The following is a 22,027-nucleotide window of genomic DNA, read 5'->3' on the forward strand; positions in this document are numbered from 1 at the left end:
AAACGAGAGACAAAGGTCAACGCACCGTGATCCACGGCGAGCTCCACCAGAACGTGCGGCAGTACATCAATGGCCGCTGGGAGACCAGCGCGACCACGGGTGTGAGCGCCAATCCGTCGGACACCAGCGAAGTGGTGGCCGAATACGCGCGCGCCGACCGGCGGCAGGTGGAGTTCGCGGTCCGTGCCGCGGCCGATGCCTTCGGCCACTGGAGCCACAGCACGCCGCAGCGCCGCGCCGACGTGCTCGATCGCATCGGCACCGAACTGCTGGCGCGCCGCGACGAGCTGGGCCTGCTGCTGGCGCGCGAGGTCGGCAAGACGCTTCCCGAGGCGGTGGCCGAGGCCGGGCACGCGGGGCAGGTCTTCAAGTTCTTCGCGGGCGAGGCGCTGCGCGGCGGCGGCGAGAACATGGCCTCGCTGCGCGCGGGCGTGCAGGTCGACGTGACGCGCGAACCCGTGGGCGTGACGGGGCTCATCACGCCCTGGAACGCGCCGCTCGCGGTGCCCGCGGGCAAGATCGCACCGGCGCTGGCGCACGGCAACAGCGTGGTGTTCAAGCCGGCCGAGCTGGTGCCGGCCTGCGGCTGGGCGCTGGCCGAGATCATCAGCCGCGCCGGGTTGCCCGCGGGCGTGTTCAACCTCGTGATGGGCAGCGGGCGCGAGGCCGGCCAGGCCCTGGTCGACAGCCCGCTGGTCGATGCGCTGAGCTTCACGGGCGCGGCACGCAACGGCGAACGCATCCTGCAGGCGGCGGCCGCGCGGCGCGCCAAGGTGCAGCTCGAGATGGGCGGCAAGAACGCGCTCGTGGTGCTGGCCGATGCCGACATCGACCATGCGGTCGACTGCGCGGTGCAGGGCGCCTACTTCTCCAACGGCCAGCGCTGCACCGCGTCGAGCCGGCTCATCGTCGAGGCTGCCGTGCACGACGTGTTCGTGGCGCGGCTGCGCGAGCGCCTCAAGGCACTGCGCATCGGCCATGCGCTGGAGCGCGGCATCGACGTCGGCCCGCTGGTCGACGAGGTGCGGCTCGCGCGCAGCCTGGCCTGGGTCGGGATCGCGCGCGAAGAAGGCGCCGAGCATGTCTGGGGCGGCGAGCCGCTCGTGCGCGCCACGGCGGGCCACTACATGAGCCCCGCGCTGTTCCTTGCGCAGCCCGGCCACCGCATCGCGCGCGAGGAGGTCTTCGGCCCGCTGGCTTGCGTGCTGCGCGCGGCCGACTACGACGAGGCGCTGGCGCTGTGCAACGACACGCCCTCGGGTTTGAGCGCGGGCATCTGCACCAACTCGCTCAAGCACGCGATGCATTTCAGGCGCCATGCCGAAGTGGGCATGACGATGGTCAATCTGCCGACCGCGGGGGTGGACTTCCACGTGCCCTTCGGCGGCCGCAAGGGGTCGGGCTACGGGCCGCGCGAACAAGGGCGCCATGCCGCGGAGTTCTACACGACGGTCAAGACCGGCTACATGCGGGCCTGACCACCACCACCAAGGCTTTCCAGCAGGCTCACAGCAAGAAAGAAGGAGACATCCCATGACACTCAATCGCCGCACCCTCAACATCGCATTGGCCGCCGCTTCGCTCGGCGGACTGCTGCCCGCCAGCGCGCTGGCGCAGAAGAAGATCGTGCTGGGCTTCAGCCAGGTGGGCGCCGAAAGCGAATGGCGCACCGCCAACACCGAGTCGATCAAGTCCTCGGCCAAGGAAGCCGGCATCGAGCTCAAGTTCTCCGACGCGCAGCAGAAGCAGGAGAACCAGATCAAGGCCATCCGCTCGTTCATCGCGCAGAAGGTCGATGTGATCGCCTTCTCGCCGGTGGTGGAGTCGGGCTGGGAGACGGTGCTGCGCGAGGCCAAGGCCGCCAAGATCCCGGTGGTGCTGACCGACCGCGCGGTCAACGCCAAGGACGATTCGCTCTACGTCACCTTCATGGGCTCGGACTTCGTCGAGGAAGGCCGCAAGGCCGGCCGCTGGCTGGTCGAGAAGATGAAGGACCAGAAGGGCGAGGTCAACATCGTCGAACTGCAGGGCACCGTGGGCTCGGCCCCGGCCATCGACCGCAAGAAGGGCTTCGAGGAGATCGTCAAGGCCGATCCCAAGTTCAAGATCCTGCGCTCGCAGACCGGCGACTTCACGCGCGCCAAGGGCAAGGAGGTGATGGAAGCCTTCCTCAAGGCCGAGGGCAAGAAGATCAACGTGCTGTACGCGCACAACGACGACATGGCCATCGGCGCGATCCAGGCGATCGAGGAAGCGGGCCTGAAGCCCGCGAAGGACATCACGATCATCTCGATCGACGCAGTCAAGGGCGCTTTCGAAGCCATGATCGCCGGCAAGCTCAACGTGTCGGTGGAGTGCAGCCCGCTGCTCGGGCCGCAGCTCATGAGCGCGGTGAAGGACATCAAGGCCGGCAAGACGCTGCCCAAGCGCATCGTGACCGAGGAAGGCATCTTCCCGATGGAAGTCGCCGCAAAAGAATTCCCGAATCGAAAGTACTGAGGACGGACATCCAATGAAACGCAGCAACTTCCTCAAGGCCTCCCTGGCCGTCGTGGCGCTGGCCGCCGCCGGTCTCGCGCCGCTCGCCCACGCGCAGGACAAGGGCCCGATCGCCATCTCGATGCCCACCAAGTCGTCGGCGCGCTGGATCGCCGACGGCGCCAACATGGTCAAGTACTTCAAGGAGAAGGGCTACAAGACCGACCTGCAGTACGCCGACGACGACATCCCGAACCAGCTCGCGCAGATCGAGAACATGGTGACCAAGGGCGCGAAGGTGCTGGTGATCGCGGCGATCGACGGCACCACGCTGTCGGACGTACTGCAGAAGGCGGCCGACAGGGGCGTGAAGGTCATTGCCTACGACCGGCTCATCAAGGGCTCGAAGAACGTCGACTACTACGCGACCTTCGACAACTTCCAGGTCGGCGTGCTGCAGGCGCAGTCGATCGAGGCGGCGCTGGGCCTGAAGAGCGGCAAGGGGCCGTTCAACATCGAGCTCTTCGGCGGCTCGCCCGACGACAACAACGCCTTCTTCTTCTACAACGGCGCGATGTCGGTGCTGGAGCCCTACATCAAGAGCGGCAAGCTCGTGGTGCGCAGCAAGCAGATGGGCATGGACAAGGTCGGCACCTTGCGCTGGGACGGTGCGGTGGCGCAGTCGCGCATGGACAACCTGCTGTCGGCCTTCTATTCCACCAACCGCGTCGACGCGGTGCTCTCGCCGTACGACGGGCTCTCGATCGGCATCATCTCGTCGCTCAAGGGCGTGGGCTACGGCTCGCCCTCGCAGCCGATGCCGGTGGTCTCGGGCCAGGACGCCGAGATCCCATCGGTCAAGTCGATCCTGCGCAAGGAGCAGACATCGACCGTGTTCAAGGACACGCGCGAGCTTGCCAAGGTGACCGTGGCCATGGTCGACGCGATGCTCTCGGGAAAGACGCCCGAGGTCAACGACACCCAGACCTACAACAACGGCATCAAGGTGGTGCCCTCGTACCTGCTGAAACCGGTGAGCGTGGACGGCGGCAACTGGAAGCAGGTGCTGGTCGATAGCGGCTACTACAAGGAAACCCAGGTCAAGTGAGCACCGCCATGGCAGCCGGCGCGCCGCGCATCCTCGAGATGCGCGGCATCACCAAGACCTTCCCGGGCGTGAAGGCGCTCGCCGACGTGAACCTGGCGGTGCGCGCCGGAGAGATCCATGCGGTGGTGGGCGAGAACGGCGCGGGCAAGTCGACGCTCATGAAGGTGCTGAGCGGCGTGTACCCGTGCGATTCGTACACCGGCGAGATCCACTTCGAGGGCGCGCTGCGCCGCTTCCGCGGCATCGCCGACAGCGAGAAGCTCGGGATCATCATCATCCACCAGGAGCTCGCGCTGGTACCGCTGCTCTCGATCGCCGAGAACATCTTCCTCGGCAACGAGATCGCGCGCGGCGGCGTGATCGACTGGTTCGCGGCCTACGCCAAGACGCGCGCGCTGCTCGCCAGGGTCGGCCTCGCGGAGTTGCCGACCACGCTGGTGACCGATCTCGGCGTGGGCAAGCAGCAACTGGTGGAGATCGCGAAGGCGCTGGCCAAAGAGGTCAAGCTGCTGATCCTCGACGAGCCGACCGCGAGCCTGAACGAGAACGACAGCGACGCGCTGCTGGCGCTGCTGCTCGAACTCAAGCGCCAGGGCATCGCGTCGATCCTGATCTCGCACAAGCTCAACGAGATCGCCAAGGTGGCCGATTCGATCACCGTGCTGCGCGACGGCGCCACGGTCGAGACGATCGACTGCCGCGCCGGACCGGTCAGCGAGGACCGCATCATCCGCGGCATGGTCGGGCGCGACATGGCGCACCGCTATCCCGAGCGCACGCCGCGCATCGGCGAGACCGTGTTCGAGGTGCGCGACTGGCGCGTGCACCATGCGCTGCACGCAGAGCGCGAGCAGATCAAGGGCGTGAACCTGCAGGTGCGCCGCGGCGAGATCATCGGCATCGCGGGGCTCATGGGCGCGGGCCGCACCGAGTTCGCGATGAGCGTGTTCGGCCGCTCGTACGGCCAGCGCATCAGCGGCACGGTGCTGATGCACGGCCAGCCGGTGGACGTGGGCACGGTGCGCAAGGCCATCGACCACGGCATCGCCTACGTGACCGAAGACCGCAAGGGCCTGGGCCTGGTGCTCGACGAGAGCATTCAGAAGAACGTGAGCCTCGCGAACCTGCCGGCGGTGGCTAAAGCCATGGTGATCGACGACACGCGCGAGTTCGCGGTGGCCAACGACTACCGCAAGGCGCTGCGCATCCGCTCGCCCGGCGTGTCGCAGGCCGTGGTCAACCTGTCGGGCGGCAACCAGCAGAAGGTGGTGCTGAGCAAGTGGCTCTTCACGCAGCCCGAGCTGCTGATCCTCGACGAACCCACGCGCGGCATCGACGTGGGCGCCAAGTACGAGATCTACACCATCATCGACCAGCTCGCGAGCGAGGGCAAAGGCATTCTCATGATTTCTTCCGAACTGCCGGAGCTGCTCGGCATGTGCGACCGCATCTACGTGATGAACGAGGGCCGCTTCGTGGCCGAGTTTCCGGCCGCCGAGGCCTCGCAGGAGCGCATCATGCACGCCATCGTGAGCGCGGGGAGTTCCGTCCATGACGCCGCCTGACGCCGAAGCGGTGAACGCCGCCATGCCTGCTGCCGCCGCGCCGCGCGGGGTGCATGCCGGGTTCCTCAAGAACAACCTGCGCGAATACGGCATGCTGATCTCGCTGGTCGCGATCATGGTGCTGTTCCAGGTGCTGACCGACGGCACCTTGCTGCGCCCGCTGAACCTCACGAACCTGCTGCTGCAGAACAGCTACATCGTCATCATGGCGCTCGGCATGCTGCTGGTGATCGTGGCCGGGCACATCGACCTGTCGGTAGGCTCGGTCTGCGGCTTCATCGGCGCGCTCGCAGCGGTGCTGATGGTCGAGTACGAATGGCATTTCGTGCCGGCGGCCGTGCTCGGCATCGTGGCGGGTGCCCTGATCGGCGCCGCGCAGGGCTGGTTCGTCGCGTTCCGCAGGATCCCGTCGTTCATCGTCACGCTCGCGGGCATGCTGGTGTTCAAGGGGCTCACGCTCGCACTGCTCGCGGGACAGTCTGTGGGGCCGTTTCCCGAGACCTTCCAGCGGCTCAGCTCGGGCTTCATCCCCGACCCGCTGGGCGGTGAGGGCGGGACGCTGCGCGTCACCTCGCTGGTGGTGGGCGCGGTGGCCGCGGCGGCGCTGGTGTTCTTCAAGCTGCGCGGACGCGCCCGGCTCGCCGCGCACGGCATGGAGACCGAGCCCTACGCCTTCTTCCTCGTGAAGAACGTGTTCTTCGCGGCGCTCATCCTGTTCTTCAGCTACCTGCTCTCGACTTACAAGGGCCTGCCCAACGTGCTGATCGTGATGGCGGTGCTGATCGTGGCCTACGACTTCGTCACCAACCGCACCACGGTCGGTCGGCGCATCTATGCGCTCGGCGGCAACGAGAAGGCCGCGCGGCTGTCGGGCGTGAAGACGCAGCGCCTCGCCTTCCTGACCTTCGTGAACATGGGCGCGCTCGCGGCGCTCGCGGGCCTGGTGTTCGCGGCCCGGCTCAACACCGCCACGCCGAAGGCGGGCCTCGGCTTCGAGCTCGACGTGATCGCGGCCTGCTTCATCGGCGGCGCTTCGGCCTCGGGCGGCGTGGGCAAGGTCATGGGCGCGGTGATCGGCGCCTTCATCATGGGCGTGATGAACAACGGCATGTCGATCATGGGAATCGGCATCGACTACCAGCAGGTGATCAAGGGGCTGGTGCTGCTCGCGGCCGTGTTCATCGACGTCTACAACAAGAACAGGCAGGCATGAGCGGCAGCAGCGACCAGCCCGTGCTCGAACTGCGCGGCATCGGCAAGCAGTTCGGCGGCATTGCCGTGCTGCGCGACGTGCAGCTGAGCCTGCGCGCGGGCGAGATCCATGCGCTCATGGGACAGAACGGCGCGGGCAAGTCGACGCTGATCAAGGTGCTCACCGGGGTGCTCGCCTCGGAGGGCGGCGAGATGCGGCTCGATGGCCGGCCGATCCGGCCGGGCTCGCCGCTCGAGGCGCAGAAGCTCGGCATCAGCACCGTCTACCAGGAGGTCAACCTGTGCCCGAATCTCTCGGTGGCCGAGAACATCTTCGCGGGCCGCTACCCGCGCCGCGGCGCGGTCCAGGGCTTTCGCATCGACTGGGCGGCGGTGAACCGGCGCGCCGCCGAGCTGCTGGCGCGCATCGGGCTCGAGATCGACGTGACGCGCCTCTTGTCGAGCTACTCGGTGGCGGTGCAGCAGATGGTGGCCATCGCGCGCGCGCTCGGCGTGTCGTCGAAGGTGCTGATCCTCGACGAACCGACCTCGAGCCTCGACGACGACGAGGTGGAGAAGCTGTTCGAGGTGCTGCGGCGGCTGCGCGGCGAAGGGCTCGCGATCGTCTTCGTGACGCATTTCTTCAACCAGGTGTATGCGGTGTCGGACCGCATCACGGTGCTGCGCAACGGCGCGTGGGTGGGCGAATGGGCAACCGCCGAGCTCGGCCCGCCGGCGCTGATCGCGGCCATGCTCGGACGCGAGCTGGCGGCGCAGTCGGCACGCCCGGCCGCGCTGCCGGCGCTCGACGAAGCCGCGCCCGCGCTGCTGCAGGCCGAGGGGCTCGCGCAGGCGGGGCAGCTGCAGCCGGTCGATCTGCGCGTGCGCGCGGGCGAAGTGGTGGGCATCGCGGGACTGCTGGGCGCGGGCCGCACCGAGCTGGCGCGGCTGCTGTTCGGCCTGGAGGCGCCGGACCGTGGCATGCTCAAGGTCGACGGGCGCGCGATGCGCTTCTCGAGCCCGGCCGATGCGATCCGACAGGGCTTCGCGCTCTGCCCCGAAGAGCGCAAGACCGACGGCATCGTCGCCGAGCTGTCGGTGCGCGAGAACATCGCGCTCGCGCTGCAGGCCCGGCTCGGCGCCCGGCACTTTCTCTCGCAAGCCGAGCAGACCGCGCTGGCCGAGCGCTTCGTCGCGTCGCTGGGCATCAAGACCGCGAGCGTCGAGACGCCGATCGGTCTGCTGTCGGGCGGCAACCAGCAGAAGGCGATGATCGCGCGCTGGCTCGCCACCGAGCCGCGCCTCTTGATCCTCGACGAGCCGACGCGCGGCATCGACGTCGCGGCCAAGCAGGAGATCATGGAAGAGATCCTGCGGCTCGCGCGTGCGGGCATGGCGGTGGTCTTCATCTCGTCGGAGATGAGCGAGGTGGTGCGCGTGGCACACCGCATCGTGGTGCTGCGCGACCGGCAGAAGGTGGGCGAGCTGCCGGGCGGCTCGACCGAGGACGAGGTCTACGAAATGATTGCCTCGGTATGAACCCGCGCGAGGCCGCGTGCCCCCATCCCAACCTTCCCCCAAAGGGGGAAGGAGCAAGGCAGCCAACCCCATGAACCGCCTCTCCGCCCTCATGCATCACCGCCTCGCCTGGCCCCTCATCACGCTGTTGCTGCTGCTCGCCGTCAACACCGCGTTCAACGCCAGCTTCCTGCACCTCGAGTGGCGCGACGGCCATCTCTACGGCAGCCTGATCGACATCGTGAACCGCGCGGCGCCGCTGGTGCTGGTGTCGCTCGGCATGACGCTCGTGATCGCCACGCGCGGCATCGACATCTCGGTGGGTGCGACGGTGGCGATCGCGGCGGCCGTGGCCGCCTGGATGATCGGCGGCTCGGTGGCGAGCGACGTGAGCCGGTTCCCGATGTGGCTCGCGATCCTGGCGGCGATCGGCGCGGCGCTGCTGTGCGGCCTGTGGAACGGCCTGCTGGTCGCGAAGGTCGGCATGCAGCCGATCATCGCCACGCTGATCCTCATGGTGGCGGGGCGCGGCATCGCGCAGCTCATCACCGACGGCCAGATCATCACGATCTACTACAAGCCCTTCTTCTTTCTCGGCAGCGGCCACCTGCTGGGCCTGCCGTTCGCGGTGTTCATCGTCGCGGCGGTGTTCGCGCTGCTCTACCTCGCGATCACGCGCACCGCGCTCGGCCTGTTCATCCAGGCCGTCGGCATCAACCCCACGGCCGCGCGCGTGGCGGGGGTGCAGGCGAAGCGCCTGGTCGTGGGCGCCTATGCGTTCTGCGGCGTCTGCGCGGGCATCGCGGGCCTCTTGATCAGCTCCAACGTGAAGAGCGCCGACGGCAACAACGCCGGCCAGCTGCTCGAACTCGACGCGATCCTCGCAGTGACGCTCGGCGGCACCGCGCTCACGGGCGGGCGCTTCAGCCTCGTGGGCAGCGTGATCGGCGCGCTGATCATCCAGACGTTGACCTATGCCATCTATTCGATGGGCGTTCCGCCCGAGATCAACCTTGTGGTCAAGGCGGCGGTGGTGTTCGCGGTGATGCTGCTGCAATCGCCGGAGTTCAGGGCGGAGGTCCGCACGCTCGTGCAGCGGCCGGCGCATGACGGGAGCAGGGCATGAGCGCGGTGATCGAGACGAGCGCTGCACCCTCACCCCAACCCTCTCCCGCGCGCGGGAGAGGGGGCAAGCGCGGGCTCAATCCGAAGTACCTGCCGTTGACGGCGACCATCTCGCTCTTCATGCTGATGGCCACGCTGGGCTCGGTGTTCTACGACGGCTTCTTCTCGGCGCAGGTGTTCCTGAACCTGCTGATCGACAACGCCTTCCTGATCGTGGTGGCGGTCGGCATGACCTTCGTGATCCTCTCCGGCGGCATCGACCTGTCGGTCGGTTCGGTGATCGCGCTCACGACCATGGTGTCGGCCGCGCTGGTCGAGAAGCACGGCTGGAGCCCCGCGGTCGTCATTCCGCTGGTGCTCGCGATGGGAACGGCCTTCGGCGCGTTCATGGGCCTGCTGATCGAGCGCTATCGGCTGCAGCCCTTCATCGTCACGCTGGCGGGCATGTTCCTCGCGCGGGGACTGTGTTACCTGATCAGCATCGACTCGATCAGCATCACGCACGCGTTCTATTCGGAGGTGTCGCAGATCCGCATTCCGGTCTGGGGCGAGGCCTCGCTGTCGATCAGCGCGGTGATCGCCATCGCAGTGCTGCTGGCCGCCGTGTTCATCGCGCACTGCACGCCCTTCGGCCGCGCGGTGTACGCCATCGGCGGCAGCGCGCATTCGGCCATGCTGATGGGCCTGCCGGTGCGCCGAACGCTGGTGGGCGTGTACACGCTGTCGGGCCTGTGCTCGGCGCTCGCGGGCGTGATCTTCACTTTCTACATGCAGTCGGGCTACGGCCTGCATGCGATGGGGCTCGAGCTCGACGCCATCGCCGCCGTGGTGATCGGCGGCACGCTGCTGACCGGCGGCGTGGGCTATGTCGCGGGCACGCTGTTCGGCGTGCTGATGCTCGGGATCATCCAGACGCTGATCTCCTTCGACGGCACCCTGAGCTCGTGGTGGACGCGCATCGTCGTGGGCGCACTCCTGTTCGTGTTCTGCCTGCTGCAGCGCTTCTTCACCTCGCGCGCCCCGCGCCACTGAGACTTTCATGACGACAAAGAAATTGCGCTCGACCGAATGGTTCGGCTCCGCCGACAAGAACGGTTTCATGTACCGCAGCTGGATGAAGAACCAGGGCATCCCCGACCATGAGTTCGACGGACGCCCGATCGTCGGCATCTGCAACACCTGGTCGGAGCTCACGCCGTGCAACGCCCACTTCCGCAAGATTGCCGAGCACGTGAAGCGCGGCATCTCGGAGGCGGGTGGCTTTCCGGTGGAGTTTCCGGTGTTCTCGAACGGCGAATCGAACCTGCGGCCGACCGCGATGCTCACGCGCAACCTCGCGAGCATGGACGTGGAAGAAGCGATCCGCGGCAATCCGGTCGATGCGGTGGTGCTGCTCACGGGCTGCGACAAGACCACGCCGGCGCTGCTGATGGGCGCGGCGAGCTGCGACATCCCGGCCATCGTGGTCACCGGCGGACCGATGCTCAACGGCAAGCTCGACGGCAAGAACATCGGCTCGGGCACGGCCGTGTGGCAGCTGCACGAATCGCTGAAGGCCGGCGAGATCGGCCTGCACCAGTTCCTGTCGGCCGAGGCGGGCATGTCGCGTTCGGCCGGCACCTGCAACACCATGGGCACCGCCTCGACCATGGCCTGCATGGCCGAGGCGCTGGGCACCTCGCTGCCGCACAACGCGGCGATCCCGGCCGTCGACGCGCGGCGCTACGTGCTCGCGCAGATGTCGGGCATGCGCGCGGTCGAGATGGCGAAGGAGGGCCTCACGCTGTCGAAGATCCTCACGCGCCAGGCGTTCGAGAACGCGATCCGCGTGAATGCGGCGATCGGCGGCTCGACCAACGCGGTGATCCACCTGAAGGCCATCGCCGGGCGCATCGGCGTGCCGCTCGAGCTCGAAGACTGGACGCGCATCGGCAGCCACACGCCGACCATCGTCGACCTGATGCCTTCGGGCCGCTTCCTGATGGAAGAGTTCTACTACGCGGGCGGCCTGCCGGCCGTGCTGCGGCGCCTGGGCGAGAACGGCCTGCTGCCGCACCCGGGCGCGCTCACCGTCAACGGCCACTCGATCTGGGACAACGTGCGCGAGGCGCCGAGCCTCGACGACGAGGTGATCCGCCCGCTCGACCGGCCGCTGATCGCCGACGGCGGCATTCGCATCCTGCGCGGCAACCTGTCGCCGCGCGGCGCGGTGCTCAAGCCTTCGGCCGCATCGCCCGAACTGCTCAAGCATCGCGGCCGCGCCGTGGTGTTCGAGAACCTCGAGCACTACAAGGCGCGCATCGTCGACGAATCGCTCGAAGTCGACGCCAGCTCGGTGCTCGTGATGAAGAACTGCGGCCCCAAAGGCTACCCCGGCATGGCCGAGGTCGGCAACATGGGCCTGCCGCCCAAGCTGCTGCGCCAGGGCATCAAGGACATGGTGCGCATCTCCGACGCGCGCATGAGCGGCACGGCCTATGGCACGGTGGTGCTGCACGTGGCACCCGAGGCCGCCGACGGCGGACCGCTCGCGGCGGTGCGCGACGGCGACTGGATCGAGCTCGACTGCGATGCGGGCCGGCTGCACCTGGACATCAGCGACGAGGAACTCGCCGCGCGGCTTGCCGCGCTCTCGGCCGCCGACGTGCAGCCAATGAGCACGCGCGGCGGTGGCTACCAGAAGCTCTACGTCCACCACGTGCTGCAGGCCGACGAGGGCTGCGATTTCGACTTCCTGGTCGGCTGCCGAGGCTCTGCCGTTCCCCGCCATTCACACTGATTCACCATGAACAATCCCCGTTATCGCGGCATCTTCCCGGTGGTGCCCACCACCTTCACCGACCAGGGCACGCTCGACCTCGACAGCCAGAAGCGCTGCGTCGACTTCATGATCGACGCGGGCTCCGACGGGTTGTGCATCCTCGCGAACTTCTCGGAGCAGTTCGTGCTGTCGGACGAGGAGCGCGAGGTGCTCACGCGCGCCATCCTCGACCACGTGAAAGGCCGCGTGCCGGTGATCGTGACCACCACGCACTACAGCACCCGGGTCTGCGCCGAGCGCAGCCGCCGCGCGCAGGACATGGGTGCGGCGATGCTGATGGTGATGCCGCCCTACCATGGCGCGACCTTCCGCGTGCCCGAGCCGCAGATCTTCGAGTTCTACGCGGGGCTGTCCGACGCGGTGGGCATCCCGATCATGGTCCAGGACGCGCCCGCGAGCGGCACCGTGCTGTCGGCGGCCTTCCTCGCGCGCATGGCGCGTGAGATCGAGCAGGTGGCGTACTTCAAGATCGAGACGCCCGGTGCCGCATCGAAGCTGCGCGAACTGATCCGCCTCGGTGGCGATGCGGTCGAGGGACCCTGGGACGGCGAGGAGGCCATCACGCTGATGCCCGACCTTGATGCGGGCGCCACCGGGTCGATGACCGGCGGCGGCTATCCCGATGGCATCCGGCCGATCATCGAGGCGCACCGCGCGGGCGATCGCGACCGTGCCTTCGCGCTCTACCAGCAGTGGCTGCCGCTGATCAACTACGAGAACCGCCAGGCCGGTCTGCTCGCTTGCAAGGCGCTCATGAAGGAGGGCGGCGTGATCGCTTGCGAGGCACCGCGCCATCCGCTGCCGGCGCTGCACCCCGACACGCGCGCAGGCCTGATCGACACCGCGAAGCGGCTCGATCCTCTGGTGCTGCGCTGGAGGCGTTGAAGAAGGAGAACAAGAAGAGGAGACGCAACAGCGCCTCAGGGCTTCTCGAGTTCGCTGACCTGCAGCGACAGATCGAACAGCTTCGACTTGCTCGCGTAGTAGCGGTCGAGCCGCCATTCCTTCAGGATGTCGATCGCGAGTTCGAAGCTCTTGTAATCGAGGTTGTAGAGGGTGACCAGTTCGAAGCTGCGCTCCGATTCGAGCGCCAGCACGAGCTGGGCCAGGATCTTGGCCGATTCATTGGCCGGGTCCGTTTCGATGAATCGGCGGGCGACCTTGATGGCATTCATTGGAAAGTGTTCCTCGGTAGGCAGAGACCGGGAACTATAGCTATCAGTGCGCCAGGCTTTATGACAGTCCTGTGACAGTCCAAGGCCATGCCCTGCGGCAGTGGCCTTGGCCATCGCGCGAAACGCTCAGCGAGCGGGATACGGCGCTGGATAGGGTGCGGGCGCCGGGTACGCCGCGGGCGGCGGCATGCGCTCGACCGGTGCGACGATCGCTGGCGCCGGCGCGCGCGAGGGCGCAGGCATCGCCGCGGGCGCGGGCATGACGACCGTGGTGACCGATTCGCGGATCACGCCGCCGCCCATCACGCTGCCACTGACCCGGGCGTCGGTGTTGCCGCTGTCGCCGAGCACGCGCGCCTCGCAGGCCGAGCGGTCGGCGGGCGGCTGCAGGTTGCAGCGCGCGAGCGCATTGGCGCGGAAGTCGGGTGCACTGGTCAGGCCGCCGCGCGCGGCTTCCTGGCGCGCGGCGCCGGCTTCGCGAATGCAGGCCGCACGGTCCTGTTGGTTGTGGCCGCAAACGGCGAGTTCCTGCTGGTAGGTGGAACCGCCTTGGCGCGACTGGGCCGAGGCCGGCGCCACGGCGGCTGACAGACCGCCGACTGCGATCAGGGCGGCGATCATCGAACGGGCGTGAAGACTGTTGTTCATGGTGTGCTCCTTGGCGTGACCTGAAACGAAAGGAAGCGCATTCAGCGCGCGGGGGATGCCGGTTGCGCCGGCAGCGGTGTCACCGTTTCGCGGATGACGCCACCGCCCATCACGCTGCCCTCGGTGCTGGTGCGCGCGCCGCCTTGCAGGCGCGCTTCGCAGTCGGCGCGGTCAGCCGCGGGCTGCTCGCGGCAGCGTGCCAGGGCATTGGCGTCGTAGCGGCCCGGGCTCGCGCTGGTCAAGCCGCTGCGCGCCGCCTCCTGGCGGGCGGCACCCGCTTCACGCAGGCAGGCTGCGCGGTCCTGCTGGACGCCGTCGCAGGTGGCGCGCTCCTGGCGCATCGTGTCGGCGCTGCCGGCGGGTGCCTGGGCCCGCGCCAGCGAGGTGCCGGCCGCGAGAATGACCACACTGGCCGCGAAGAAGGCGGCAGCGGAAAGGCGGGATACGCGGGATACGGAACGGGCTCTTGTTCTCATCGGGTGCTCCTGGTTGGGCCACGCCCTCCGAAGAGGGCACGACCGGAGCGCCAGTCTGGGGCCGCTGGCCCAGCGGCCCCTGTGGGACGGCACAGACAGCAGCCCCGGCCGGACTCGCCGCTGCATGTGGGACTGGTCCGGCATGCGCGCCCCGAAGGCGCTCCGGGGATCAAGCCTCCGAAATGCGCTTGGCCAGGTGCGCGAGCGCTTCGTCCACCTGGTCGACCAGGACCAGCGCCAGGTCGCCCGGCTGCAGCCGCGCCAGCGCAGTGTCGATGGCGATGAACTCGCCGCGGATCTCGTCGATGTAGCTCGTGCGCTGCGCACCCTGCAGTCCCTGGCGCAGGAGCGCCATCACCTCGCCGTCGGCGCGGCCGCGCTGCGCGGCATCCTGGTAGAGGATGACCTCGTCGAAGGCCTGCCCGAGGATCGCGGTCTGGTCGCGGATGTCGCAGTCGCGCCGGTCGCCGGCGCCGCTGATCACCACCGAGCGCTTGTTCGCGGGCATGGTGTCGACCGCCGACACCAGCGCACGCATTGCGTCGGTGTTGTGGCCGTAGTCGGCGATCACCGTGGCGCCGCGGTAGTCCATGACGTTGAAGCGCCCGGGCACGCCGGCCGCGTCGTTCATGAAGCTGGCGAGGCCGCTGCGGATCGTGTCCCAGTCGAGGCCCACGGCCCAGGCCGCAGCCACGGCGGCCATCACGTTGTCGACCTGGAAGCCGATGGTGCCGTTGCGCGTGATCGGCACGTCGCGCAGTGCGATGCGCTCGCGCCACGAGCCCTCGGCCGCAATCAGCGCGTCGTTGTCGACGTAGACGGTGCGCTTGCCCTGTGCGCGATGCGTGGCCATCACCGGATGCTGCCGGTCGGCCGCGAAGAAGATCACATGGCCGGGGCAGCCCGCGGCCATCGCGGCCACGTTCGCGTCGGCCGCATTGAGCACCGCATAGCCTTCGGGCGCGACGTTGCGCACGATCACGCGCTTGAGCACCGCAAGGTCTTCGACCGTGGTGATGTAGTTCAGGCCCAGGTGGTCGCCGCTGCCGATGTTGGTGACCACGGCCACCTGGCAGCGGTCGAAGCCGAGGCCCTCGCGCAGCACGCCGCCGCGCGCCACCTCGAACACCGCCGCATCGACGTCGGGGTGCAGCAGCACGTTGCGCGCGCTCTTCGGGCCGCTGCAGTCGCCGCTGTCGGTCTGGCGCCCGTCGACGTACACGCCGTCGGTGTTGGTCATGCCGGTGCGCAGGCCGCTCGATGCGAGCAGGTGGTTGACGAGGCGCGCGCTGGTGGTCTTGCCGTTGGTGCCGGTCACGGCCACCACGGGGATGCGGCCGTCGTCGCCGGGTGCGAAGAGGGTGTCCATGACGGCCTCGCCAACGGCGCGGCCGCGGCCGAACGAGGGCGAGATGTGCATGCGCAGGCCGGGTGCGGCGTTGACTTCGACCACGCCGCCGTGTTGCTCCTCGAGCGGGCGCAGCACGTTCTCGCACACCATGTCGACGCCGCAGATGTGCAGCCCGACCATCTGCGCCGCATCGACCGCGCGCGCGGCCACTTCGGGGTGCACGGTGTCGGTCACGTCGGTGGCAGTGCCGCCGGTGGAGAGGTTGGCGTTGTTGCGCAGCACCACGCGCTGGCCGCGCTCGGGCACGCTGTCGGGCGTGAGGCCCTGCGCCTCGAGCCGGCCGACGGCGATGTCGTCGAGGCGGATCTTGGTGAGCGAGGTGGCATGCCCTTCGCCGCGCCGCGGATCGAGGTTCACCGCATCGACGAGCTGGCGCACCGTGGCGCTGCCGTCGCCGATCACGTGCGGCGGGTCGCGCCGTGCCGCGGCCACGAGGCGGTCGCCCACCACGAGCAGGCGGAAGTCGAAGCCCGGCAGGAACTTCTCGACCATCACCTCGCCGTACGCGGCGGCCGATTCGTAGGCGGCCGTGAGCTGTTCGCGCGTGGTGATGTTGACCGTGACACCCTTGCCCTGGTTGCCGTCCTGCGGCTTCACCACCACGGGCAGTCCGATCTCCATGGCAGCGGCCCAGCCGTCGTCGGCATCGGCCACGGGGCGGCCCAGCGGCACCGGCACGCCCGCGGCATTGAGCAACTGCTTGGTGAGCTCCTTGTCCTGCGCGATCGATTCGGCCACGCCGCTGGTGCTGTCGATCTCGGCGGCCTGGATGCGGCGCTGGCGCGAGCCCCAGCCGAACTGCACCAGGCTGCCGCTCGTGAGCCGGCGGTAGGGAATGCCGCGCGCCACGGCGGCGTCGACGATGGCGCCGGTGCTCGGGCCCAGGCGCTCCGATTCGTCGAGGTCGCGCAGCTCGGTGAGGGCGGCGGTCGCGTCGAAAGGCGTGTCGTAGAGGGCGGCGGTGAGCAGCGCCTCGGCGAGCGCGAGCGCGCGGCGGCCGACCTCTTCCTCGGTGTACTGGACCACGACCTGGTAGACGCCGTCTTCGAGCGTGGGCGAGGTGTGGCCGAAGTTGACGGCGCAGCCGGCCTGCGCCTGCAACGCCACGGCCGCGTTCTCGAGCACGTGGGCCAGCGCCAGCGGCTGGCCCAGCACCATCGGATGCAGCTCGCCGATGGTCGGAAAGCGCGCGCGCAGGCGGGCCTCGAAACCGGCCAGGCGGCTGATGGCGTTCTCGTCGCCTTCGCAGGCGACCACCGCTTCGATCGCGGTGTGGCGGCTCCAGAGATTGGGCCCGCGCAGGGCGCGGAGACGGGTGACTTTCATGGACGGCGACGCGGTTGGGTTCAGGCGAGCTGCGGTTGGACGGGGAGCGGCGGGCTCTGCGACAGCTGCAGCGACGCGAGCGCCGCCTGCAGGTCGGCTTCGAAGGCTTCGACGCCGGCGCCGATGAGGTTGAGCGGAATGCCCAGCGCCCAGGCCGCCGCCACGGCGGCGAGCAGGCTCTCGAGGCCGACGCCCACGTGCGTGGCGCGCCAGACGGTCAGGCGGCCGAGCCCCGGCAGGAACGATTCGCTGCTGCCGTTGGCCAGCACCACGCGGTCCTGGCGCACCAGCACGGCCTTGCCGCCCGCGCCCTGGTGCGCGGCCAGCGCCGGCGCCTGCGCGTCGGCCGCATACAGGATGACGGCGCCGTCGCACAGCGGCGCGAGGCCGGCGACGCGCGCATCGCCGGCATTGAGCACGGCGGTGCCTTCGGCGAGCACCACGTCGACCTGCGTGCGCAGCACCTTGACCATCTGCTCGCTCTCGGTGATGTCGAAATCGCCGAGCGCCTCGGCGCCGTCCAGGTCGGTCACGATGCCGACCTCGCAGCGGTCGTACGCGAGGCCGTGGCGCAAGATGGTCTCGGCGCCGTTCTCGATTACCACCGCCTGCACGGCGCGGTTCATGAGCAGGCGGCGCCCGGCGTCCCAGTTGGCGCTGTCGCGCGCATCGACGCGGCGGCGCTCGAGGAACAGGCCGTCGCGGCAGGCCAGGCCGGTGTGGCGGCCGCCAAGGTCGATGAGCCATGCCACCAGCCGCGCGAGCACGGCGGTGTCGCGCGAGCCCGCGACGCCCACCACCGGGATGCGGCCCGGCGCGTCGTTCGGAAACAGGTGGTCGCAGATCGCGCGGCCCACCGGACGCGGCGAGCCGACAGCCGGCTTCAGGTGCATCAGCAGGCCGGGGCCGGCATTCACTTCGACGATGGCGCCGCGCTGCGGGCCGAGCGGCTTGCCGATGTCCTCGGCCACGAGGTCGATGCCTGCGATGTCCAGGCCGACCACGCGGGCGGCCAGCACGGCGGCGTGCGCCACTTCGGGGTGGACCTGGTCGGTGCAGTCGTTGGCCATGTTGCCGTTGCGCTGGATCGTGACAACGCGGCCGGCGGCGGGCACCGCATCGCCGTCGAGTTCCTGGCGCTTGAGTTCGAGCTGCAGTTTGGCGTCGGTCGTCAGCACGATCAGGTCGAGCGGAAATTCTTCTTCGGCGCCGCGGCGCGGGTCGCTGTTGAGCTGCTTGTCGATCAGCTCGGCCACGGTGCTGCGGCCATCGCCGGTCACGGTGATGATCTCGCCGCGCGCTGCGGCCACCACTTCGCCGCCCACCACCAGCAGGCGGTGCTCATGGCCACGGATGAAGCGCTCGACCATCACGTCGCTGCCCTCGGGCTCGGCCACGGCGAAGGCGGCCATGACTTCTTCGCGCGTGGTCAGTTCGAGCGACACGCCGCGGCCGTGGTTGGCGTCCGAGGGCTTGACCGCCACCGGCACGCCGATGTCCTCGGCCGCTTCCCAGGCTTCCTCGGCGCTGGCCACGACCCGGCCTTCGGGCACAGGCACGCCGCAGCTCGCGAGCAGCGACTTGGTGAGCTCCTTGTCGCTCGCGATCGATTCGCCGATGGCGCTGGTGTAGTCGGTCTCGGCGGTCCAGATGCGCTGCTGGCTCGCGCCATAGCCCAGCTGCACGAGGTTGCCGCTGTTGAGCCGCATGTGCGGGATGCCGCGGTCGGTGGCGGCGGCCACGATGGCCGCGGTGCTCGGCCCGAGGTAGCAGTCCTCGACCTTGGCCTTGACCGCATCGACGGCCTTCTGCACGTCGGCGGCGGCGAACGGATCGGCGTTGATGGCGGCCATCAGCAGGCGATGGCCCTCGGCCAGCGCCACGCGGGCCACCTGTTCGTCGCGCGCGCGGAACACCATGCGGTAGACGCCGTGCGCCGAGGTGCTGCGGGTTTGCCCGAAGCCCGTGGGCATGCCCGCCAGGTTGAGCAGTTCGATCACCACGTGCTCGAGCACGTGGCCGGCCCAGGTGCCTTCGGTCAGGCGCTGGATGAAGCCGCCGCGCTCGCCGACACCGCAGTGGTGTTCGATCAGCGCCGGCAGCAGGCCCGTGAGGCGGGCGGTGAAGCCGTCGATCTTGTTGGAGGGAAAGTCTTCCAGCGCCCCCAGGTCGAGCCAGACCTCGAGCACGGGCCGGTAGGTCCAGAGGTTCGGTCCGCGCAAATAGTTGATGCGCAGCAGGCGGATGTCGTCGAAACGGGTCATGCAAACGTTCGATGTGCTTTGGCCGAGCACCGCGGCGCCTTCAAGCGCGCCCATGGCGATCGGTCAGAATCGGCGCCCCGCAAAGGGCGTCATGGCGCGGTTGTAGTGAACCGCGACGGGCAAGAGTCAAATCAACACGATGCAACATCACGATCCAGTCGGCACCCGGGAGGGCGAAGATACAGAGACGGCGGCTTCAGCCGCGCTGAAAAGCCGCCTCGCAGCCGCCGAAAACGTTCTGGTCACACTGGCGGTTGACCTCGACGAAGAACTTAGGTTTACCTCCGGCCTGCTGGCCCTGACCGACCGGCGCCTGGTGGCGCTCGGCCCGGCCGGCCAATGGTGTGAGTGGCCACTGTCCGATTTGGGACTGACGTTGCGTCTGAACGACCATGCCGGCGTCGGCACGCTCGACCTCGCCGGCGCCGCCGGGCTGCTGGCGCGCTGGCGCTACACCCTGGTGCACCAGCCGGCCGCGCTGAAACTGCTGAAAATCTTCGGGCAGCGCGCGAATGGCGCCGCTGTCGCTGAGGCGACAGCCGAAGCCGACGGGGACGAGGCCGCGGTCGACACCGAGCTGCAGACGCCGCCATCGACCTGGGTGCTGCTGCGCCTGGGCCGCTTCGCGCGACCTTACCGCAAACAGCTGATCGCGGGCTTCGTGCTGACCCTGATCTCCACGGCCGCGAGCCTGGTGCCGCCGTACCTGACCATCCCGCTGATGGACGACATCCTGATTCCGTTCCAGAACGGACAGACGATCGACCCGTCGCGCGTGGCGCTGTACCTCGGCGGCTTGCTCGGCGCGGCGCTGCTCGGCTGGGGCCTGGGCTGGGCGCGCACCTACCTGCTCGCGCTGGTTTCGGAGCGCATCGGCGCCGACCTGCGCACCAGCACCTACGAGCACCTGCTGACGCTGCCGCTCGACTATTTCGGCGGCAAGCGCACCGGCGACCTGATGGCGCGCATCGGTTCGGAGACAGACCGCATCAACGTGTTCCTGTCGCTGCACGCGCTCGACTTCGCCAACGACGTGCTGATGATCGTGATGACCGCGACCATCCTGTTCTCGATCAACCCGCTGCTCGCCGTGGTCACGCTGGTGCCGCTGCCCTTCATCGCCTGGATGATCCACGTGGTGCGCGACCGGCTGCGCACCGGCTTCGAGAAGATCGACCGCGTCTGGTCCGAGGTGACCAACGTGCTGGCCGACACCATTCCCGGCATCCGCGTGGTCAAGGCCTTTGCGCAGGAGCGCCGCGAGGCCGAGCGCTTCCGCGTTGCCAATGCCTACAACCTGCAGGTCAACGACAAGCTCAACCGCACCTGGTCGCTGTTCACACCGACCGTGTCGCTGCTGACCGAGATCGGGCTGCTCGTGGTCTGGGGCTTCGGCATCTGGCAGGTGGCGCGCGGCAGCATCACGGTGGGCGTGCTGACCGCGTTCATCGCGTACATCGGGCGCTTCTACACGCGGCTCGACTCCATGAGCCGCATCGTCTCGGTCACGCAGAAGGCGGCGGCCGGCGCCAAGCGCATCTTCGACATCCTCGACCACGTGAGCAACGTGCCCGAACCCGCGAACCCCGTGAAGGTCGAGCGCGTGCAGGGCCGCATCGAGATGAGCGGGCTGGGCTTTCGCTACGGCTCGCGCGCGGTGATCCACGACCTCGACCTCACGATCGAGCCCGGCGAGATGATCGGCCTCGTGGGCCACAGCGGTTCGGGCAAGAGCACGCTGGTCAACCTGATCTGCCGCTTCTACGACGTGACCGACGGCGCGATCAAGGTCGACGGCACCGACATCCGGCGCTTCGCGGTGGCCGACTACCGGCGCCACGTGGGCCTGGTGCTGCAGGAGCCTTTCCTGTTCTTCGGCACGATCGCGCAGAACATCGCCTACGGCAAGCCCGATGCCACGCGCGAGGAGATCGTGGCCGCCGCGCGCGCCGCGCATGCGCACGACTTCATCCTGCGCCTTGCGCATGGCTACGACTCGCTCGTGGGCGAGCGCGGCCAGGGGCTCTCGGGCGGCGAGCGCCAGCGCATCAGCATCGCGCGCGCGCTCTTGATCGACCCGCGCATCCTGATCCTCGACGAGGCGACCTCGGCCGTCGACACCGAGACAGAGAAAGAGATCCAGAAGGCGCTCGATAACCTCGTGCAGGGCCGCACCACCATCGCGATCGCGCACCGCCTCTCGACCTTGCGCAAGGCCGACCGGCTGGTGGTGATGGACCGCGGCGAGGTGGTCGAGGTCGGGCCGCACGATGCGCTGATGGAGAAGCAGGGCGCCTACTGGCGGCTCTACCAGGCGCAGCTGCGCCAGGCCGACGAGGACGCGAGCGAAGGCGCGGTCGAGGAACGCGCGGGCATCCTGGTGCCGCTGGTCAGCCACGCGGCCCATCCGGCAGGAGACGCATGAACGCCCACACCCACCCCTCCATCGAACAGGGCTTCACGCTGGAGCGCGACGGCTTCGGCCGGCTGGTGCTGACCGATGCACGCGGCGAGCGCCATGCGGGCGTGACGCCGGTGCGTGCCTTTCCGCTCAGCGCGCCGGGCGAGGGCGTGTCGCTGGTCGGCAGCGACGGCCGCGAGCTGGTCTGGATCGATCGCCTCGAGCAGCTGCCGGCACCGGTGCGCACGCTGCTCGAAGCCGAGCTCGCGGTGCGCGACTTCGCACCCACGCTGCTGCGGCTGCACAGCGTCTCGAGCTTCGGCGTGCCGAGCACCTGGACCGTGAGCACCGACCGCGGCGAGACCCGCTTCGTGCTCAAGGCCGAGGAAGATATTCGCCGGATCGACGGCGGCGCGCTGCTGATCGCGAGCGCGCATGGCGTGCAGTTCCGCATTCCCGATCCCAAGGCGCTGGACCGCGCCTCGCGCAAGCTCCTCGAGCGCTTTCTCTGAAGAAAACG

At 68.9% G+C, this 22,027-nt stretch carries 17 protein-coding genes; 12 read left to right on the forward strand and 5 right to left on the reverse strand.

The features are described from left to right. Positions 1-26 precede the first annotated feature (26 nt). The 10 genes from AC3A6G_RS05640 (at position 27) to AC3A6G_RS05685 (ending at position 12,691) form a co-directional block, all read left to right on the forward strand. Complete coding sequence (locus tag AC3A6G_RS05640; RefSeq protein WP_487873286.1) at positions 27-1,478, forward strand: aldehyde dehydrogenase family protein; 1,452 nt, start codon at positions 27-29, stop codon at positions 1,476-1,478. Positions 1,479-1,533: 55 nt separating this feature from the next. After that, positions 1,534-2,499: an ABC transporter substrate-binding protein gene (locus tag AC3A6G_RS05645; protein ID WP_487873287.1), complete on the forward strand. Its 966-nt coding sequence runs from the start codon at positions 1,534-1,536 to the stop codon at positions 2,497-2,499. 13 nt (positions 2,500-2,512) lie between these two features. Continuing rightward, the gene (chvE, locus tag AC3A6G_RS05650) at positions 2,513-3,586 is read left to right on the forward strand and encodes a multiple monosaccharide ABC transporter substrate-binding protein (RefSeq protein ID WP_487873288.1); all 1,074 of its coding nucleotides are present in this window, start codon (positions 2,513-2,515) and stop codon (positions 3,584-3,586) included. An 8-nt stretch (positions 3,587-3,594) separates the two neighbouring features. After that, on the forward strand, positions 3,595-5,151 hold the full coding sequence (gene mmsA / locus AC3A6G_RS05655) for a multiple monosaccharide ABC transporter ATP-binding protein (RefSeq protein WP_487862308.1): 1,557 nt from the start codon (positions 3,595-3,597) through the stop codon (positions 5,149-5,151). Beyond that, positions 5,138-6,364 (forward strand): multiple monosaccharide ABC transporter permease, encoded by a 1,227-nt coding sequence (gene mmsB / locus AC3A6G_RS05660; RefSeq protein WP_487873289.1) that lies wholly within the window; start codon positions 5,138-5,140, stop codon positions 6,362-6,364. Before mmsA ends, mmsB begins: the two co-directional genes overlap by 14 nt. Continuing rightward, positions 6,361-7,881, forward strand: coding sequence for a sugar ABC transporter ATP-binding protein (locus AC3A6G_RS05665; RefSeq protein ID WP_487873290.1), 1,521 nt, complete (start codon positions 6,361-6,363; stop codon positions 7,879-7,881). The genes mmsB and AC3A6G_RS05665 overlap by 4 nt, the downstream gene beginning before the upstream one ends. A gap of 70 nt (positions 7,882-7,951) precedes the next feature. Then, a complete protein-coding gene (locus AC3A6G_RS05670; protein ID WP_487873291.1) occupies positions 7,952-8,986 on the forward strand; it encodes an ABC transporter permease in 1,035 nt (344 codons plus the stop codon). Continuing rightward, the gene (gene yjfF / locus AC3A6G_RS05675) at positions 8,983-10,017 is read left to right on the forward strand and encodes a galactofuranose ABC transporter, permease protein YjfF (RefSeq protein WP_487862268.1); all 1,035 of its coding nucleotides are present in this window, start codon (positions 8,983-8,985) and stop codon (positions 10,015-10,017) included. Before AC3A6G_RS05670 ends, yjfF begins: the two co-directional genes overlap by 4 nt. A 7-nt stretch (positions 10,018-10,024) precedes the next feature. Then, positions 10,025-11,764, forward strand: coding sequence for an IlvD/Edd family dehydratase (locus AC3A6G_RS05680; protein ID WP_487873292.1), 1,740 nt, complete (start codon positions 10,025-10,027; stop codon positions 11,762-11,764). Positions 11,765-11,770: 6 nt separating this feature from the next. After that, on the forward strand, positions 11,771-12,691 hold the full coding sequence (locus AC3A6G_RS05685; protein ID WP_487873293.1) for a dihydrodipicolinate synthase family protein: 921 nt from the start codon (positions 11,771-11,773) through the stop codon (positions 12,689-12,691). Positions 12,692-12,726: 35 nt separating this feature from the next. On the opposite strand, the gene AC3A6G_RS05690 is transcribed toward AC3A6G_RS05685, so the two are convergent. The 5 genes from AC3A6G_RS05690 to AC3A6G_RS05710 all read right to left on the reverse strand — a co-directional run bounded on the left by AC3A6G_RS05690 (position 12,727) and on the right by AC3A6G_RS05710 (position 19,106). Then, positions 12,727-12,981 (reverse strand): hypothetical protein, encoded by a 255-nt coding sequence (locus tag AC3A6G_RS05690; protein WP_487862265.1) that lies wholly within the window; start codon positions 12,979-12,981, stop codon positions 12,727-12,729. A 126-nt stretch (positions 12,982-13,107) separates the two neighbouring features. After that, positions 13,108-13,629 (reverse strand): hypothetical protein, encoded by a 522-nt coding sequence (locus AC3A6G_RS05695; protein WP_487873294.1) that lies wholly within the window; start codon positions 13,627-13,629, stop codon positions 13,108-13,110. A gap of 41 nt (positions 13,630-13,670) precedes the next feature. Then, the gene (locus tag AC3A6G_RS05700; RefSeq protein WP_487864333.1) at positions 13,671-14,105 is read right to left on the reverse strand and encodes a hypothetical protein; all 435 of its coding nucleotides are present in this window, start codon (positions 14,103-14,105) and stop codon (positions 13,671-13,673) included. 169 nt (positions 14,106-14,274) lie between these two features. After that, the gene (gene cphA, locus AC3A6G_RS05705; RefSeq protein WP_487862262.1) at positions 14,275-16,842 is read right to left on the reverse strand and encodes a cyanophycin synthetase; all 2,568 of its coding nucleotides are present in this window, start codon (positions 16,840-16,842) and stop codon (positions 14,275-14,277) included. Between the two features lie 20 nt (positions 16,843-16,862). Then, complete coding sequence (locus tag AC3A6G_RS05710; RefSeq protein ID WP_487864332.1) at positions 16,863-19,106, reverse strand: cyanophycin synthetase; 2,244 nt, start codon at positions 19,104-19,106, stop codon at positions 16,863-16,865. Positions 19,107-19,245: 139 nt separating this feature from the next. Between AC3A6G_RS05710 and AC3A6G_RS05715 the strand changes: the two genes are divergently transcribed. Both AC3A6G_RS05715 and AC3A6G_RS05720 read left to right on the forward strand, forming a co-directional pair. Next, positions 19,246-21,531, forward strand: a complete 2,286-nt coding sequence (locus AC3A6G_RS05715) for a cyanophycin metabolism-associated ABC transporter (protein WP_487873295.1) — start codon at positions 19,246-19,248, stop codon at positions 21,529-21,531. Beyond that, positions 21,528-22,019: a cyanophycin metabolism-associated DUF1854 family protein gene (locus AC3A6G_RS05720; RefSeq protein WP_487862259.1), complete on the forward strand. Its 492-nt coding sequence runs from the start codon at positions 21,528-21,530 to the stop codon at positions 22,017-22,019. The genes AC3A6G_RS05715 and AC3A6G_RS05720 overlap by 4 nt, the downstream gene beginning before the upstream one ends. Positions 22,020-22,027 lie beyond the last annotated feature (8 nt).

It is taken from the genome of Variovorax sp. Soil_C_26 (assembly GCF_057657075.1).

Coding starts and splice junctions, on each gene's coding strand:
- AC3A6G_RS05665 (WP_487873290.1), top strand. CDS start 6,361: ATGAGCGGCAGCAGCGACCAGCCCGTGCTCGAACTGCGCGGCATCGGC.
- mmsB (WP_487873289.1), top strand. CDS start 5,138: ATGACGCCGCCTGACGCCGAAGCGGTGAACGCCGCCATGCCTGCTGCC.
- AC3A6G_RS05720 (WP_487862259.1), top strand. CDS start 21,528: ATGAACGCCCACACCCACCCCTCCATCGAACAGGGCTTCACGCTGGAG.
- AC3A6G_RS05670 (WP_487873291.1), top strand. CDS start 7,952: ATGAACCGCCTCTCCGCCCTCATGCATCACCGCCTCGCCTGGCCCCTC.
- AC3A6G_RS05710 (WP_487864332.1), bottom strand. CDS start 19,106: ATGACCCGTTTCGACGACATCCGCCTGCTGCGCATCAACTATTTGCGC.
- AC3A6G_RS05715 (WP_487873295.1), top strand. CDS start 19,246: ATGCAACATCACGATCCAGTCGGCACCCGGGAGGGCGAAGATACAGAG.
- AC3A6G_RS05645 (WP_487873287.1), top strand. CDS start 1,534: ATGACACTCAATCGCCGCACCCTCAACATCGCATTGGCCGCCGCTTCG.
- AC3A6G_RS05700 (WP_487864333.1), bottom strand. CDS start 14,105: ATGAGAACAAGAGCCCGTTCCGTATCCCGCGTATCCCGCCTTTCCGCT.
- yjfF (WP_487862268.1), top strand. CDS start 8,983: ATGAGCGCGGTGATCGAGACGAGCGCTGCACCCTCACCCCAACCCTCT.
- mmsA (WP_487862308.1), top strand. CDS start 3,595: ATGGCAGCCGGCGCGCCGCGCATCCTCGAGATGCGCGGCATCACCAAG.
- AC3A6G_RS05695 (WP_487873294.1), bottom strand. CDS start 13,629: ATGAACAACAGTCTTCACGCCCGTTCGATGATCGCCGCCCTGATCGCA.
- AC3A6G_RS05680 (WP_487873292.1), top strand. CDS start 10,025: ATGACGACAAAGAAATTGCGCTCGACCGAATGGTTCGGCTCCGCCGAC.
- AC3A6G_RS05690 (WP_487862265.1), bottom strand. CDS start 12,981: ATGAATGCCATCAAGGTCGCCCGCCGATTCATCGAAACGGACCCGGCC.
- AC3A6G_RS05685 (WP_487873293.1), top strand. CDS start 11,771: ATGAACAATCCCCGTTATCGCGGCATCTTCCCGGTGGTGCCCACCACC.
- chvE (WP_487873288.1), top strand. CDS start 2,513: ATGAAACGCAGCAACTTCCTCAAGGCCTCCCTGGCCGTCGTGGCGCTG.
- cphA (WP_487862262.1), bottom strand. CDS start 16,842: ATGAAAGTCACCCGTCTCCGCGCCCTGCGCGGGCCCAATCTCTGGAGC.